Origin of the sequence: Aurantimonas coralicida DSM 14790, assembly GCF_000421645.1 — a bacterium.
GTDB lineage: Bacteria > Pseudomonadota > Alphaproteobacteria > Rhizobiales > Rhizobiaceae > Aurantimonas > Aurantimonas coralicida.
The window spans coordinates 84,492-99,917 of sequence record NZ_ATXK01000003.1 but is presented as its reverse complement, the minus strand read 5'-3'; the positions used below and the strand labels follow the sequence as shown (position 1 = coordinate 99,917).

Below are 15,426 nucleotides of genomic sequence, written 5' to 3'. Positions count from 1 at the left end.
GTGACGCCGCGTCGCTGACGGCGCGGCGTCACCCGTTCCCTTCTGCAGCGTCCTGCGCCGCGAGGCTCGACCCATGCTCGCCTACATCTTCCGCCGCGTCCTGGCCTCCGTGCCGGTGCTGATCGTCGTGGCGCTGTTCGTCTTCCTCTTGTTGCGGCTGACGCCGGGCGACCCGGCCGCCATCATCGCCGGCGACATGGCGACCCCCGAACAGCTCGCCCAGATCCGCCAGAGCCTCGGCCTCAACGAGCCGCTGGTGACCCAGTTCATCACCTGGAGCGGCCAGTTGCTGAGCGGCGATTTCGGCCGCTCGCTGATCTCGCGCACGCCGGTCCTGACCCTGATCGGCCAGCGGCTGGAGCCGACACTCAGCCTCGCCCTCGTGACCATGGCGATCACGCTTCTCCTGTCGATCCCGATGGGCGTCCTCGCCGCCTGGCGCCACGGCACGCTCACCGACAACGTCATCATGGCGATCTCGGTGCTCGGCTTCTCGATTCCGGTCTTCGTCACCGGCTACATCTTCATCCAGATCTTCGCCATCGACCTGAAACTTCTCCCGGTCCAGGGCTTCAAGAGCATCTTCGACGGCGTCGGGCCGTTCCTTGCGCGCATCATCCTGCCGGCCTTCACCCTGGCGACGATCTACATCGCGCTGATCGCCCGCATGACCCGCGCCGCGATGCTGGACGTTCTCGACGAGGATTATGTGCGCACCGCCCGGGCCAAGGGCCTGTCGGAGCGGATCGTCCTGTTCCGCCACGCCCTGCGCAACGCCGCCGTGCCGATCCTCACCGTCGTCGGCACCGGTTTCGCGCTGATGATCTCCGGCGTCGTCGTCACCGAAAGCGTCTTCAACATTCCCGGCCTGGGGCGACTGACCGTCGATGCCATCCTTGCCCGCGACTACCCGGTGATCCAGGCGCTGATCCTCCTGACCAGCGGCATCTACGTGGTGATCAACCTCCTGATCGACATCTCCTACGCGTTCATGGACCCGAGGATCCGATACTGATGGCGAGGAGAGACACCCTGCCCCCGATTGCCGAGCCGGTCATCAAGCGCCGCTTCCTGCCGCGGATCGAACTGGCGGATCTGCGCTTTGCGCCGACCCTCGCCGCGATCTGCCTGGCGGTCATCGTCATCGGCGCGCTTTTGGCGCCGGTCATAGCGCCCTTCGACCCGATCGCCATGAACCCGATGGAACGGCTGGCAGGCGCCAGCGCCACCCATCCCTTCGGCACCGACGCCTATGGCCGCGACGTCTTCTCGCGCACGCTCTACGGCGCCCGCGTCTCGCTGATCGTCGGCATCGGCGCGGCCCTCGTGGCGGTGCTGATCGGCCTGCCGCTTGGCCTGATCTCGGGCTTCTTCCGCTGGCTCGACGCCATCCTGATGCGGATCATGGACGGCCTGATGGCGATCCCCAGTGTGCTCCTCGCCATCGCCATCGTGTCGCTGGCCGGCTCCAGCCTCTGGACAGTGCTCATCGCCATCACCATTCCGGAAATCCCGCGGGTCGTGCGGCTGGTGCGCTCGGTCGTCCTGTCGGCGCGCGAGGAGCCCTATGTCGAGGCCGCCATCGCGGTCGGCTCCAGCCTGCCGAAGATCATGTGGCGGCACCTGACGCCCAACACCATCGCGCCGCTGATCGTCCAGGGCACCTATGTCTGCGCCTCGGCGATCCTGACCGAGGCGATCCTGTCGTTCCTGGGAGCCGGCATCGGCACCGAGACGCCGTCCTGGGGCAACATCATGTCGGAGGGCCGGCTCTACTTCCAGCTCAAGCCGTCGCTGATCTTCTGGCCGGGCCTGTTCCTGTCGCTGGCCATCCTGTCGATCAACATTCTCGGCGACACCGCCCGCGACGTCATGGACCCGCGCCTCGGCAAGAAGAGGGAGGCCTGATGAGCGACCACGCCCACCCCGCCGCCGCGAGCAGCGGCGACGTGCTCGTCGTCGAGGATCTCGTCGTCACCACACGCGGCCGTGCGCCGGCCCCGATCCTCGACGGCATCTCGCTGCGCGTCGGCGCCGGCGAGACCGTCTGCCTCGTCGGCGAAAGCGGCTCCGGCAAGTCGGTGACGTCGCTGGCCACGATGGGGCTGTTGCCGAAGGGGGCGCTCACCGCCCGCTCGGGCCGTATCCTCGTCGAGGGCGAGGATGTGCTGACCGCCAGCCCGACGCGGCTGCGCCAGCTGCGCGCCACCCGCATGTCGATGATCTTCCAGGAGCCGATGACGGCGCTCAACCCGGTGATGACCGTCGAGAGCCAGCTGGAGGAGGTGCTGAGCGCCCATGCCAGCATGGGCACCGCCGATCGCCGGACGCGCATTCGCGACATTCTCTCGCTCGTCCATCTGCCGGATGTGGAGCGCATGTGCCGCTCCTACCCGCACCAGCTCTCGGGCGGCCAGCGCCAGCGGGTGATGATCGCCATGGCGCTCGTCCTCGAACCCAGGCTGCTGATCGCCGACGAGCCGACGACCGCCCTCGACGTGACCACCCAGAAGCAGATCCTGAAGCTGATCCGCGAGATCCAGGAGCGCCTCGGCACCTCGGTGCTGTTCATCACCCACGACATGGGCGTCGTCGCCGACATCGCCGACCGGGTCTACGTCATGCGGGCCGGCGAGATCGTGGAATCCGGGCCAATCCAGGCGATCCTCACCGCCCCGACCAAGCCCTATACCCGCAACCTCCTGACCGCCGTGCCGGCGCTGCGGCCGCGCGACGCCCGCCCCGCGGCCTCCCGCGAGATCGTGCTCGAGACCAGCGAACTCGGCATGACCTACAGCCAGGGCTCGCTGTTCCGCAAACGCGAGGGCACCGTCGCGGCCAGGGACGTCAACCTGATCCTCGGGCGTGGCCGCACCCTCGGCATCGTCGGCGAGAGCGGCTCGGGCAAGTCGACCGTGGCGCGCTGCGTCATGCGGCTGATCGAGCCCACCGCCGGCAGCATCCGCCTGCGCGGCTCCGACATTTCGGGCCTGTCGCGCCGGGCGCTGCGGCCGTGGCGCAAGCGCATCCAGATGATCTTCCAGGACCCCAACCGCTCGCTCAATCCGCGGCTGACGGTGGGCGACAGCATCACCGAGGGGCCGATCAACTACGGCACCCCGCCCCGCGAGGCGCGCGAGCAGGCGAAGACGCTTCTGGAACTCGTCGGCCTGCCCAAGGACGCCATCGATCGGCATCCGCACCAGTTTTCCGGCGGCCAGCGCCAGCGAATCGCCATCGCCCGGGCGCTCGCCATGGAGCCGGACGTTCTCGTCGCCGACGAGGCGGTGTCGGCCCTCGACGTGTCGGTGCAGGCCCAGGTCCTCGACCTTCTCGACGACATCCAGGCGCGGCTCGGCGTCGCCCTCCTGTTCATCACCCACGACCTGCGCGTCGCCGCGCAGATCTGCGACGAGGTGGTGGTGATGCAGCGCGGCCGGGTTGTGGAATACGGCCCGACCGCCGAGGTGCTGGGCAATCCGCGCGAGGCCTATACGCGCGAGCTGATCGACGCGGCCCCCGGTCGCTACTGGGACTTTCCGAACTTCCGCCCGCTACCCGGCGCCGCGGGCTTCAGGGACACGACCGTGCCGGCATGACAGACGACAGCACAGGGACGCCCGCCCCGCGCATCGCGGTCGGCGGGTTCATGCACGAGACCAATACGTTCGCGCCGACCAGAGCGGACTACGCCGCCTTCGAGCATGGTGGTGGCTGGCCGGCGCTGGCGGAGGGCCCGGGGATGATCGCGGCGACGCGCGACGTCAACATGGGCATCTGCGGCTTCGTCACCGAAGCCGAGCGACGCGGCTGGCACCTCGTGCCAACGCTGTGGTGCGCAGCGGTGCCCTCCGCCCATGTCACCGAAGACGCCTATGAGGCCATCGCCGCCCGCATCGTCGCGGCGGTCGAGGCCGCACTGCCGCTCGACGCGGTCTATCTCGATCTCCACGGCGCCATGGTCTGCACCCATCTCGACGATGGCGAAGGCGAGCTTCTGGCGCGGGTGCGCCGGGTCATCGGCCCCGATGTGCCGCTGGTCGCCAGTCTCGACCTGCACGGCAACGTCACGCCGCAGATGGTCGCCGAGGCCGATCTCCTCGTCGCCTACCGCACCTATCCCCATGTCGACATGGCCGAGACCGGACGCCGTACCGCCGAACAGTTGGTCCCGCTGCTCGCCGGCCAGCGCCACGCCAAGGCGTTCCGTCAGATCCCCTTCCTGATCCCCATCGCCTGGCAATCGACCAGCATGGAGCCGAACGCCACGCTTTATTGCGGCCTGCCGGAGATGGAGACGGGCGGCATTGCCAGCGTTTCCTATCTCTGCGGCTTTCCGGCCGCCGACTTTGCCGATTGCGGCCCGTCCGTCCTCGCCTATGGCGCCGATCAGGCGGCGGCCGATGCCGCTGCGGACGCCCTGGCCGCCAGGGTCGCCGCCGCGCGTTCCGCCTATGCCGGCAAGGCCTTCGCCCCCCTGGACGGGGTGCGCGAGGCGATGCGGATCGCGGCAAGCGCCACGCGCCCGGTCGTCATTGCCGACACCCAGGACAATCCCGGTGCCGGCGGCGATTCCAACACCACCGGCATGCTGAAGGCGCTGGTCGAAGCCGACGCGCAGCGCGCCGCGATCGGCGTGATCTTCGATCCCAAGGCGGCGGCCGCCGCCCATGCGGCCGGTGTCGGCGTGACGGCCGAGATCACCCTCGGCGGCGCCGACGGCGTTGCCGGCGACACGCCCTTCACCGGGACCTTCGAGGTCACCGCCCTGTCCGACGGCGACCTGATCGCGTCCGGTGCCTTCTACGGCGGCGCGCGCATGCGGCTCGGCCCCTCCGCCTGCCTGAGGATCGGCGGCGTGCGCGTCGTCGTCGCCTCGGCCAAGGCGCAGATGGCCGACCGCGAGATGTACCGCTTCGTCGGCATCGAACCGGAGGAGGAGGCGATCCTCGTCAACAAGAGCTCGGTGCATTTCCGCGCCGATTTCGCGCCGATCGCCGAGACCATCCTGACCTGCACGGCGCCGGGGCCCATGCCTTTGTCGCCGGCCGACCTGCCCTTCCGCCGGCTGCGGCCCGGCATCGAGCTGTCGCCCATCGGCCCGGTGTTCGATCCCGCCGAATCCCATCCGTCGTAATGCCTGCGACCGCCTAGCTGCGGCCGCGAAACGAGGAAACCCGACCATGACCATCATTCCCGAGATCAAAAGTTTTGCCGAAGACCTGACGGCGATCCGCCACGATTTGCACGCCCATCCGGAGATCGGCTTCGAGGAAAAGCGCACCGCCGCCATCGTCGCCGCGGCGCTGAAGAGCTACGGCGTCGACGAGATCCACGAGGGCATCGGCGGCACCGGCGTCGTCGGCATCCTCAGGGGCACCGGCGGCGAGGGCCGGACCATCGGCCTGCGCGCCGACATGGACGCCCTGCCGATGGAGGAGATCACCAACCTTCCCTACCGCTCGACCAATCCGGGCCGCTTCCATGGCTGCGGCCATGACGGCCACACCACCATGCTGCTCGGCGCGGCGCGCTATCTCGCTGCAAATCGCGGTTTCAAGGGCACCGCGATGTTCGTCTTCCAGCCCGCCGAGGAGGGGCTGGGCGGCGCCCGCGCGATGATCGCCGACCGCCTGTTCGAGCGCTTCCCCTGCGACGAGATCTACGGGCTGCACAACATGCCCGATCTGGAGCTCGGCGAGGTCGCCGTCTTCCCGGGCAAGGCGATGGCCGGCGCCAAGTTCTTCGACATCCAGATCAAGGCGCGCGGCAGCCATGCGGCGATGCCGCACAATTCCAAGGACCCGATCGTCATCGCCATGACGCTTGGCCAGAGCCTGCAGTCGATCGTCAGCCGCAACGTCAATCCGCTGAAGCCGGCGGTGCTGTCGATCACCAAATTCGCCGCGGGCTCGGCCTACAACGTCATCCCCGAAGAGGCCGCTCTCGGCGGCACGATCCGCTACTTCCACGACGATGTCGGCGAGCTTGTCGCCACCCGTATCCGCGAGATCGCCGCCGGTTTCGCGGCGAGCTACGACTGCGAGATCGTGGTCGACATCCGCGACGTCTTCTCGGTGCTGGAAAACCACGAGGCCGAGACCGAGGCGCTGCGCGAAGTCGCCGTCGAGATCGTCGGCCAAGACAAGGTCTTCACCGATCCGCGCCCGACCATGGGCAGCGAGGATTTCGCCGACATGCTGCACGCGGTCCCCGGCTCCTATTGCTGGGTCGGCCATGGCGGCACCATGCCGCTGCACAATCCCGGCTTCATCCTCGACGACGGCATCCTGCCGATCGGCTCCAGCCTTCTGGCCCGCATCGTCGAGAAGCGGCTGGCGGCCTGACCGGCCGGTTCGAGACCTCAGGAAAGCGAGAGTGACGATGGACGTGACCAAGATCCCGCTGGATGCGGAACAGATGCTGAGCGGCCTGAGGCGCTGGGTCGAATGCGAGAGCCCGACCTATGACAAGCCGGCGGTCGACCGGATGATGGCTCTGGCCGCCGAGGACATGCAGGCCATGGGCTTCGAGGTGGAGACCATTCCCGGCCCCGAGGGGCTCGGCAATTGCGTGCGCGGCGCGTTTCCGCACCCCAAGGCCGGCGAGCCCGGCATCCTGATTATCGGCCATCTCGACACGGTGCACCCGCTCGGCACGCTGGAGAAGCTGCCGTTCCGGCGCGAGGGCGACATCTGCTGGGGCCCCGGCATCTGCGACATGAAGGGCGGCAACTACATCGCCATCAGCGCCGTCAAGGCGCTGGCCGACATGGGCGTCGAGACGCCGCTGCCGGTGCATGTCCTGCTGACCTCCGACGAGGAGATCGGCACCCCGGGCACCCGCGCGCTGATCGAGGCCGAGGCCGCCAAACACCGCTACATCCTGGTGCCGGAGCCGGCCTGGGCCCGCAACACGGTGGTCACCGGCCGTTACGCCATCGCCCGCTACCACCTGACCGCCATGGGACGCCCGAGCCACGCCGGCGCGGCGCTGAAGGCCGGCCAGTCGGCGGTGAAGATGATGGCCCGGCAGCTCATCGCCATCGAGGACATGACCGACGAGGACTGCACCTTCTCGGTCTCGGTCATGCATGGCGGCCAGTGGGTCAATTGCGTGCCGACCATCGCGCGGGCCGAGTGCCTCTCCATGGCCAAGCGCCAGGAAGACCTCGACCGGGGTACCGAGAACATCCTCGCCTTCGACAGGCGCGAGCCGGACGGCACCGGCTTCTTCGTCGAGAAGAGCGTCGTGCGCCCGGTCTGGGAAGCCAGCGAAGGCACGATGGAGCTCTACGAACGCGTCCGGCGGATCGGCAACGAGCTGGGCTTCGACCTTGCCCATGCCAGCGAGGGCGGCGGCTCGGACGGCAATTTCACCGGCGCCATGGGCCTGCCGACGCTGGACGGCCTCGGCGTCGTCGGCGCCGACGTCCATACGCTGAACGAGCATATCGAGGTGTCGAGCCTGGTGTCGCGCGGCCGGCTTCTGGGCGGCCTTCTGGCCGAACTCGGCGCCTGATGCGACGCCCCGCGGGAGGCCTGCGCCGGTGACATCCGGCGGGGCACATCAACAGGCGGACGGCGAGACGCTTTCGCCCTTCGACCGGCCGGGCCATCTGCGCGCGCCGGAGGCGGTGTCCGGAATCTGCGCCATGGACGCGACGGCGTTGATGGCGGAAATGCGTGCCGGCCGCCTGTCCTCGGTGGAGGTCGTGACCGCCTTCCTCGACCGGATCGACGCGCTCAACCCGACCTACAACGCCATCATCTCCCGGCGTCCGCTGGAGGTGGTGCTCGCCGAGGCCGCGGCCGCCGACCGGGCGCTGGCCAGCGGCGCCGACACCGGACCGCTGCACGGCCTGCCCATCGCCATCAAGGATCTGTCGCCGACAAAGGGGCTGACCACCACCTTCGGCTCGCCGATCTATCGCGACCACGTGCCCGATGGCGACGGCCTCTCGACGGCGCGCATCCGGGCGGCCGGGGCGATCATCGTCGGCAAGACCAACACACCGGAATTCGGCCTCGGCTCCCACACCTTCAACGAAGTGTTCGGCGCGACCGGCAACACCTTTGCGCCGGAGCGCAGCGCCGGCGGCTCCAGCGGGGGTGCGGCCGTCGCCATCGCGACGCGCATGCTGCCGCTGGCCGACGGTTCGGACATGGGCGGCTCGCTGCGCAATCCCGCCGCCTTCAACAATGTCTACGGCCTGCGCCCCTCCTTCGGCCGGGTGCCGAGCCTGCCGGCCGGCAATGTCTTCGAGGCAGCGCTGGCCACCGACGGACCGATGGCGCGCACCGCCGACGATCTCGCCTTGCTGCTCGGGGTCCAGGCCGGCGCCGATCCGCGCCAGCCGCTGTCGGCGGGGCTTCCCGACCTCGATGCTTCGACGCGCGACAAGGACGCGCCCCTCCGGATCGGCTGGCTGGGTAATTTCGACGACCATCTCGCCATGGAGCCGGGCATTCTCGACACCAATCGCGCGGCGCTGGAACGCATTCCGGGCGCGGTGGTCGAGGCTGCGGCTTTGGGCTTCGATGCCGAGCGCCTGTGGCAGAGCTTCGTGATCCAGCGCCATGTGGCGGTCACGGCCCGCTATGCCCCGCTCCATGCTGATCCGGCGACGCGCGACCTGTTGAAACCGGAAATGGTCTGGGAGATCGAGAACGGCCTGCGTCTCTCCGCGCTGACCGTCGAGGCCGCCCGCGAGCTACGGACCGCCTGGCATCTGCGGCTCGTCGACCTCTTCGCCCGCTTCGACCTTTTGGCCCTTCCGGCCGCGCAGGTCTGGCCATTTCCGATCGGCGAGCGCTGGCCGCAGGCCATCGATGGCCGGGCGATGGACAGCTATCACCGCTGGATGGAATGCGTGGCGCCCGCCACCCTTTCCGGCTGCCCCGTCCTCGCCTTGCCGGCCGGCTTTCGCGGCGGCCTGTCGACAGGAGTCCAGATCATCGCGCCTTTGGGCCGCGAAACCGATCTCCTGGCGCTGGCACGGCAGGTCGAGCGCGCGGGCTGAGCCCCGCGGCGCCGTCGGTTCCCGCTTCCTTCGCCTTTGCCGGTCGGCCGTTCACTCCGCGTCGCGCTGGGCGATCCAGTCGTGGTCGGGATGGTTCTCGAACCGCCACTGGCGGCGGGGGCCCGCCATGACGTTGAGATAGTACATCTTGTAGCCATGCGGCGCGCCGCAGGGATGGTGCCCCTTCGGCACGAGGACGACATCGCCGTCATGGACGGTCATGGTCTCGTCGAGGCTGCCGTCGTCGGTGAAGACCCGCTGGAAGCCGAAGCCCTGCGGCGGATCGAGCCGGTGGTAATAGGTCTCTTCCAGATAGGTCATGCGCGGAAAATCGTCCTCGTCGTGCCGGTGCGGCGGATAGGACGACCAGTTGCCCGCCGGCGTGTAGACCTCGGTCACCAGCAGGCTGTCGGCGACGTCGCGCTCCTCCATGGCGATGGCGTGCACCTTGCGAGTGTTGGCCCCCTTGCCCTTGACGATGGTCGGGATGCCCTGCGGACCGATCACCCGCGCGGCGTGGCCGCCCTTGCCCGGGGCGCGGCAGACCGCCAGCGTCAGCGGCGTCGTCGCCGTGACCTGCCAGTGCGAGCCGTTCGGCACATAGACCGCGTGGGGCGGCACCAGTTCGAAGACCGACATGCGCGCGCCGAGTTCGCCGAACTCCTGGTCGCCGGCGCTGACCTCGCCCTTGCCCTCCAGGAGAACGAGGATCGCTTCCTCCTCGCCGGTCTCCGCCGATGCCATCTCGCCGGCTTCCAGCCGATGCAACGCGAAGCCGACATAGGACCAGCCGGCATCGGCCGGGGTGATGTCGTGAACCAGGCCATGCCGGCCGTTCGGGCGACGAAGAAGGTCGGGCATCGTGATCCTCCGCAATGCTGTTGATCGTCCGCAGGGCACGCCCCGCGAACCGGGTCCGCCTGGTCAGTCCGCGACGAGGCCGGTTTCGGCGGCCAGCGTCTTCAGGGTCTTCAGGCCGAGGCTCTGATATTCGACCGGATCGTGGACCTCCGGGTCCTGCTCGGCCTCGATGACGATCCAGCCGTCGTAGCCATGCTCCGCCAGAACCCCGAGGCAGGGGCCGAAATCGACACCACCTTCCGCGTCGCCCGGCACGGTGAAGACACCGCGGCGCACGCCCTCGAGAAACGACAGCCCGTCGCGGCGCACATCCGCCATCACGGCCGGCCGCACGTTCTTGGCGTGGAAATGCGCCACGCGATCGACATGCCGGGCGAGATAGGGCGCCGGATCGACGCCGTTGCCGCCAAAATAGAAATGCCCGGCATCGAACAGAAGCCGGGTCGCCGGCCCGGTATGGGCCATGAACAGGTCGAGCTCGGCCGGCGTTTCGACGACCGTGCCCATGTGATGATGGTAGACCAGCGGCACGCCCTCGGCGGCGCAATGGGCCGCGACCTTCTCGACCCGGGCGCCGAACTCCGCCCATTGATCCACACTCAGTACCGGCGAGGCCGCCAGCCCGACGGCGTCGTTGCCGTGGATCGCGTTGGAGGTCTCGCAGGCGATGCAGACGGTGCAGCCCATCGCCTTCAGCCGGTCGAGATGCGGCTGGATCAGCGCGATCTCCTGCTCGGCCGAATGGACGAGGAGGTTGAGCGAATACCAGGCCGAGACGAAGGCGAGGCCGTGCGGCTGGAGGACCGCCCGCAATTCGGCCGGGTCCCACGGAAATTTGTGGCCGTTCTCGATGCCGTCGAAGCCGATCGCGGCGGCCTCACCGAGGCATCGGTCGAGCGGGATATGGGCACCGAGGCTCTGGTCGTCGTCGTTCGACCAGGCGATGGGGTTCGTGCCGAAGCGGATCATGGGCAGTTTTCCGGTCAGGAGATCGAGGGCGGACGGGGCGGCGACCGGTCAGCCGCCGGCGCGCATCCGCAATTGCGCTTCATAGGCCTTGCGGGCGGCTTCCACCGCCGGACGGGCCGAGACCTCCGGCACCGCGACGTCCCACCAATGGCCGCCCGGCCCGGTGCTGGGATAGGGATCGGTGTCGATCACCAGTACCACCGGACCGTCCGCCTCGCCCGCCGCCGCCAGTGCGACTTCCAGCTCGGCGATGGAGGTGACATGGGATGCGGTGGCGCCCATCGAGGCGGCGTGGGCGGCGAAGTCGATCCGCGACGGGTTCACGTGATGGGCGTGTTCCAGGAGATTGTTGAACTCGGCGCCGCCGGTGCTCATCTGCAGCCGGTTGATGCAGCCATAGCCGCGATTGTCGGTGACGACGACAGTGAACTTGATCCCCAGCATCGCCGCCGTGGCGAGCTCGGAATTGGCCATCATGTAGCTGCCGTCGCCGATCATGCAGACCACGTCGCGATCGGGCTCGGCCATCTTGATGCCCATCGCGCCGGCAATCTCGTAGCCCATGCAGGAGAAGCCGTATTCCATGTGGTAGGCGCCAGGGCGCGGCGCCTTCCACAGGGTATGGAGTTCGCCCGGCATGGTGCCGGCGGCGCACATGACGACGGTATCGACGCCGCTGGCCCGCTGCACCGCGCCGATCACCTGCTGGTCGGTCGGCAGGGCATTGCTGTCCTTTGGCGCCGCGGTCAGCGGATCGACGGCGGCGAACCAGTCGCGTTTCAGGGCCGCATCGGGCGCGGCGAATGCATGGTCGCCCAACGCTGCGCCGAGCGCTTCCAGCCCGACCAGCGCGTCGCAGCACAGCGGTTCGGCGCCGTGCTTCATGGCGTCATAGGCGGCGACGTTCAGGCTGACGAGCCGGCGCCCGGGATTGCGGAACAGGTTCCACGAGCCGGTGGTGAAGTCCTGGAAGCGCGTGCCGATGCCGAGGACGAGATCGGCCTCGGCGCAGATCGCGTTGGCCGACGCCGCCCCGGTTACGCCGACCGGGCCGAAATTGAGATCATGATCCCAGGCGAGCGCCGACTTGCCGGCCTGGCTCTCGACCACCGGAATCCGGTGATCGCTCGCAAAGGCTTCCAGCGCGTCGCAGGCACCGGCGTAATGCACGCCGCCGCCGGCGACGATCACCGGCTTTTCGGCGCGGCGCAGGAGCTCCGCGACACGCTCCAGCTCGACCGGGTCGGGATGCGGCCGGCGGGTCCGCCAGACCCGCGGCTCGAAGAAGGCCGCCGGATAGTCGTAGGCTTCGGCCTGCACGTCCTGGCAGAAGGCCAGGCACACCGGGCCGCATTCGGCCGGATCGGTCATCACCCGGAAGGCGCGCGGCAGGGCGGTGAGAAGCTGTTCGGGGCGCATGATGCGGTCGAAATAGCGGGTCACCGGCCGGAAGCAGTCATTCACCGTCACGGTGCCGTCGCCGAAATCCTCGACCTGCTGCAATACCGGATCGGGGCCGCGATTGGCGAAGACGTCGCCGGGCAGGAGCAGCAGCGGCAGCCGGTTCACATGGGCGAGCGCGGCGGCGGTCACCATGTTGGTGGCGCCGGGCCCGATGGAGGAGGTCACCGCCATGGTCCGACGGCGCTGCAACTGCTTGGCATAGGCGATGGCCGCATGGCACATCGTCTGCTCGTTGTGGCCGCGCAGCGTCCGGATCTGGTCCTTCTCGGCATGCAGCGCCTCGCCGAGCCCGGCGACGTTGCCGTGGCCGAAGATCGCCCAGACCCCCGCGATGAACGGCTCGCCGTCCTCGGTCATCTGGGCGGTGAGATATTTCACCAGAGCCTGCGCCGCTGTCAGACGGATCGTCGTCATGCCGCTTTCTCCCCTGCCCGGCGTGCGTCGTCCCACAGGGCGCACAGCCTGCTGTATCGTTCCGCCATCTGTCGCACCGCCGCCTCGGGCGTGATGTCGCCGGTCATGTAGGCCTTCGCCGCGTCGGCGAAGATCGTCCGGCCGACGGCAAAGCCCTTCACCAGGTCGAAGCGGGCGGCGACGGAGAAACTCTCGATGAGCGCCGCCTCGGAGGCTTCGAGACCCAGAACGACGATGCCGCGCACATTCGGATCGTTGTCCCGGATCGCCGCGCAGGCCTTCTGCCAGCCGGCCTCGCTGGTCATCGGCTCCAGCTTCCACCAGTCGGGATAGACACCGAGATCGTAGAACCGCCGGATCACCGTCGCGGCGGTGTCATCGTCCACCGGCCCGACCTTGGAGGGAATGATCTCCAGCAGGAATTCCAGCCGGTTGCGCCGGCAGGTGTTGTAGAGGCGCAGGATGGTCTCCTCCTGGGCGCGCCACAGATCCGGGGCGTCGTTGGGATGGCAGAAGCACAGGCATTTCACCACGTGCTCGCTCGGCCATTCCGACAGGCCGCCGAAATCCGAGCCGATCTCCGGCTCCAGCGACAAGGGCCGCGATCCCGGCCATTCGACCGGCCGGCCGATCCACAGGCCGCGACCGGCGGCGCGGTAGAGCGCCTGCCGCCCCAGCCGGCCGTCGCACAGAATGCCGTGGCCGGGCGCACCGTCCTGGACCCGCAGCGCCGCGTCGAGACAGAGCTGCTTGAAGGCGCCGATCCGGTCGGGGGTCGCCCCTTCCAGTTCCTCGAACTGCATGCGGTGATCGAAGGCGAATACGCGCATGGTGGACCAATCGGTCTTGCGGGTCGTTGACCAGTGGATCTGCTCCAGCTCCGCGTCCTTGCGCAGCGCTTCCTTCTCCTTCAGGACGCCGCGCTTCAGGAAGTACTGCAGTTCCTGCCAGCTCGGATAGGCCGGCGTGCAGCCATGGCGCGACACGGCGAAGGCGCCGCAGGCATTGGCGTAGGTCAGGGCCGTCGGCCAGGTTTCGCCGTCGAGCCAGCCTTTCAACAGGCCGGAGATGAAGCCGTCGCCGGCGCCCAGCACGTTGAACACCTCGATGGGGAAGCCGGGTCCGGCCTGCCCCTCGTCGAGACTGTTGCGGATCGGGCCCTCGAAGGCGACCGCGCCGGCCGCACCGCGCTTGCAGACCAGCGTCGCGCCGGTGACCACGCGGACCGCCCGCAGCGCCGCGATGGTGTCGGTGGTGCCGCCGGCAATGTGAAACTCTTCCTCGGTGCCGACGATCAGGTCGAAGAGATGCAGGGTGGATTGCAGCTTCGCCGTGACCGCCGCGGAGGCGATGAAGCGTTCCTCGCCGGCGCCGTGGCCGGCAAGGCCCCACAGATTGGGGCGATAGTCGATGTCGAGCGCGGTGCGGGCGCCATTGGCGCGGGCAAGCTCCAGCGCCTTCAGCACCGCCGCCTCGGTGCGCGGATTGCTGAGATGGGTGCCGGTGACGACGACGGCCCGCGTCCTTGCGATGAGCGCCTCGTCGATGTCGTCCTCGCACAGCGCCATGTCGGCACAGTTCTCGCGATAGAAGATCAGCGGAAACTGCTCGTCGTCGCGGATGCCGAGGATGACCAGTGCCGTGAGCCGGTCGGGGTCGGTGACGACGCCCGTCGTGTCGACGCCCTCGCGCTGCAGTTCCTCGCGCAGGAACCGGCCCATATGCTCGTCGCCGACGCGGGTGATCAGGGCCGAGCGCAGGCCCAGCCGGGCGGTGCCGGTGGCCATGTTCGTGGGCGAGCCACCAACATATTTCTCGAAGCTGCGCATGTCCTCGAGCCGGCCGCCCACCTGTGCGCCATAGAGGTCGACGGAGGACCGGCCGATGGTGATGAGATCGAGATCCTTCGCCGCCATCACACGGTTCCTCCGAGCGAGCCCTGCAGGGTCGCCAGTTCCTGGCCGCCGGCCATCAGGTCCTGCAGCTCGTTGGCGGTGATCTCGCCGCGCGGCGCGGTGCCCAGCGTGCGGCCGCGGTTGAGGACGGTGAAGCGGTCACCCACCGCCATGGCGTGGCGGACATTGTGGGTGATGAAGACGACGCCGATGCCCTGGTCGCGGACCTTCTCGATGGTCGCCAGGACATTGGAGGTCTGGCGCACGCCGAGCGCCGACGTGGGCTCGTCGAGGATCAGCACCTTGGCGCCGAAATACACAGCGCGGGAGATCGCCACCGTCTGGCGCTCGCCGCCCGACAGGGTGCCGACCGCCTGGTCGGGACCGCGCAGGGCGATGCCCATCTTGCGCATCTCCTCGATGGTCACCGCGTTGGCCGTCTCGATGTCCATGCGCTTGAACAGCCAGCGTCCCTTGGTGGGCTCGCGGCCCATGAAGAAGTTGCGGGTCACCGACATCAGCGGGATCATGGCGAGATCCTGGAAGACCGTCGCAATGCCGGCCTCCATGGCGTCGCGCGGGCTGTCGAAGGACATCGGCTGGCCTTCGAAGTAGATCTCGCCCTTGGTCGGCTTGTGGACCCCGGACATGGTCTTGATGAAGGTCGACTTGCCGGCACCGTTGTCGCCGAGAAGGCAGTGGCACTCGCCGGGCAGGACGTCGAAGCTGACGCCGGCCAGGGCGATGATGTTGCCGAAATGCTTCTCGATGTTTTCCATGTGAACGATGGGCTTGGTCATG

At 68.7% G+C, this 15,426-nt stretch carries 12 protein-coding genes; 7 read left to right on the top strand and 5 right to left on the bottom strand.

All coding sequences use genetic code 11. The annotated features are described in order from the left end of the window. The first annotated feature begins 73 nt into the window (after positions 1-73). Genes H536_RS0109045 through H536_RS0109015 form a run of 7 tightly spaced genes read left to right on the top strand, consistent with a single transcriptional unit; the run spans position 74 to position 9,022 of the window. Positions 74-1,015 (top strand): ABC transporter permease, encoded by a 942-nt coding sequence (locus H536_RS0109045; RefSeq protein ID WP_009210491.1) that lies wholly within the window; start codon positions 74-76, stop codon positions 1,013-1,015. Further along, complete coding sequence (locus tag H536_RS0109040) at positions 1,015-1,908, top strand: ABC transporter permease (RefSeq protein ID WP_024350166.1); 894 nt, start codon at positions 1,015-1,017, stop codon at positions 1,906-1,908. The genes H536_RS0109045 and H536_RS0109040 overlap by 1 nt, the downstream gene beginning before the upstream one ends. Then, positions 1,908-3,599: an ABC transporter ATP-binding protein gene (locus tag H536_RS0109035; protein WP_024350165.1), complete on the top strand. Its 1,692-nt coding sequence runs from the start codon at positions 1,908-1,910 to the stop codon at positions 3,597-3,599. Before H536_RS0109040 ends, H536_RS0109035 begins: the two co-directional genes overlap by 1 nt. Then, positions 3,596-5,137: a M81 family metallopeptidase gene (locus tag H536_RS0109030; protein ID WP_024350164.1), complete on the top strand. Its 1,542-nt coding sequence runs from the start codon at positions 3,596-3,598 to the stop codon at positions 5,135-5,137. Before H536_RS0109035 ends, H536_RS0109030 begins: the two co-directional genes overlap by 4 nt. 46 nt (positions 5,138-5,183) lie before the next feature. Further along, entirely contained in the window at positions 5,184-6,347 is a 1,164-nt protein-coding gene (locus tag H536_RS0109025) for a M20 aminoacylase family protein (protein WP_024350163.1), read from the top strand. 37 nt (positions 6,348-6,384) lie between these two features. After that, entirely contained in the window at positions 6,385-7,521 is a 1,137-nt protein-coding gene (locus H536_RS0109020; RefSeq protein WP_024350162.1) for a M20/M25/M40 family metallo-hydrolase, read from the top strand. Between the two features lie 28 nt (positions 7,522-7,549). After that, entirely contained in the window at positions 7,550-9,022 is a 1,473-nt protein-coding gene (locus H536_RS0109015; RefSeq protein ID WP_024350161.1) for an amidase, read from the top strand. A 51-nt stretch (positions 9,023-9,073) separates the two neighbouring features. Here the strand turns inward: H536_RS0109015 and iolB are convergent, their stop codons facing one another. From iolB to H536_RS0108990, 5 genes are all read right to left on the bottom strand, one after another. Then, positions 9,074-9,883, bottom strand: coding sequence for a 5-deoxy-glucuronate isomerase (iolB, locus tag H536_RS0109010; protein WP_024350160.1), 810 nt, complete (start codon positions 9,881-9,883; stop codon positions 9,074-9,076). 63 nt (positions 9,884-9,946) lie between these two features. Beyond that, positions 9,947-10,852, bottom strand: a complete 906-nt coding sequence (iolE, locus tag H536_RS0109005; protein WP_024350159.1) for a myo-inosose-2 dehydratase — start codon at positions 10,850-10,852, stop codon at positions 9,947-9,949. Between the two features lie 48 nt (positions 10,853-10,900). Further along, positions 10,901-12,730 (bottom strand): 3D-(3,5/4)-trihydroxycyclohexane-1,2-dione acylhydrolase (decyclizing), encoded by a 1,830-nt coding sequence (gene iolD / locus H536_RS0109000; RefSeq protein ID WP_024350158.1) that lies wholly within the window; start codon positions 12,728-12,730, stop codon positions 10,901-10,903. Beyond that, positions 12,727-14,646 carry a bifunctional 5-dehydro-2-deoxygluconokinase/5-dehydro-2-deoxyphosphogluconate aldolase gene (locus H536_RS0108995; RefSeq protein WP_024350157.1) on the bottom strand — a complete coding sequence of 640 codons (1,920 nt, stop codon included), beginning with the start codon at positions 14,644-14,646 and terminating at the stop codon, positions 12,727-12,729. The genes iolD and H536_RS0108995 overlap by 4 nt, the downstream gene beginning before the upstream one ends. Then, the gene (locus H536_RS0108990; protein WP_009210502.1) at positions 14,646-15,425 is read right to left on the bottom strand and encodes an ATP-binding cassette domain-containing protein; all 780 of its coding nucleotides are present in this window, start codon (positions 15,423-15,425) and stop codon (positions 14,646-14,648) included. The genes H536_RS0108995 and H536_RS0108990 overlap by 1 nt, the downstream gene beginning before the upstream one ends. Position 15,426: the final 1 nt, after the last annotated feature.

Bases quoted from the DNA above. Each gene is read 5' to 3' on its own strand.
- H536_RS0109045 (WP_009210491.1), top strand. From the start codon at position 74: ATGCTCGCCTACATCTTCCGCCGCGTCCTGGCCTCCGTGCCGGTGCTG.
- H536_RS0109040 (WP_024350166.1), top strand. From the start codon at position 1,015: ATGGCGAGGAGAGACACCCTGCCCCCGATTGCCGAGCCGGTCATCAAG.
- H536_RS0109035 (WP_024350165.1), top strand. From the start codon at position 1,908: ATGAGCGACCACGCCCACCCCGCCGCCGCGAGCAGCGGCGACGTGCTC.
- H536_RS0109030 (WP_024350164.1), top strand. From the start codon at position 3,596: ATGACAGACGACAGCACAGGGACGCCCGCCCCGCGCATCGCGGTCGGC.
- H536_RS0109025 (WP_024350163.1), top strand. From the start codon at position 5,184: ATGACCATCATTCCCGAGATCAAAAGTTTTGCCGAAGACCTGACGGCG.
- H536_RS0109020 (WP_024350162.1), top strand. From the start codon at position 6,385: ATGGACGTGACCAAGATCCCGCTGGATGCGGAACAGATGCTGAGCGGC.
- iolB (WP_024350160.1), bottom strand. From the start codon at position 9,883: ATGCCCGACCTTCTTCGTCGCCCGAACGGCCGGCATGGCCTGGTTCAC.
- iolE (WP_024350159.1), bottom strand. From the start codon at position 10,852: ATGATCCGCTTCGGCACGAACCCCATCGCCTGGTCGAACGACGACGAC.
- iolD (WP_024350158.1), bottom strand. From the start codon at position 12,730: ATGACGACGATCCGTCTGACAGCGGCGCAGGCTCTGGTGAAATATCTC.
- H536_RS0108995 (WP_024350157.1), bottom strand. From the start codon at position 14,646: ATGGCGGCGAAGGATCTCGATCTCATCACCATCGGCCGGTCCTCCGTC.
- H536_RS0108990 (WP_009210502.1), bottom strand. From the start codon at position 15,425: ATGACCAAGCCCATCGTTCACATGGAAAACATCGAGAAGCATTTCGGC.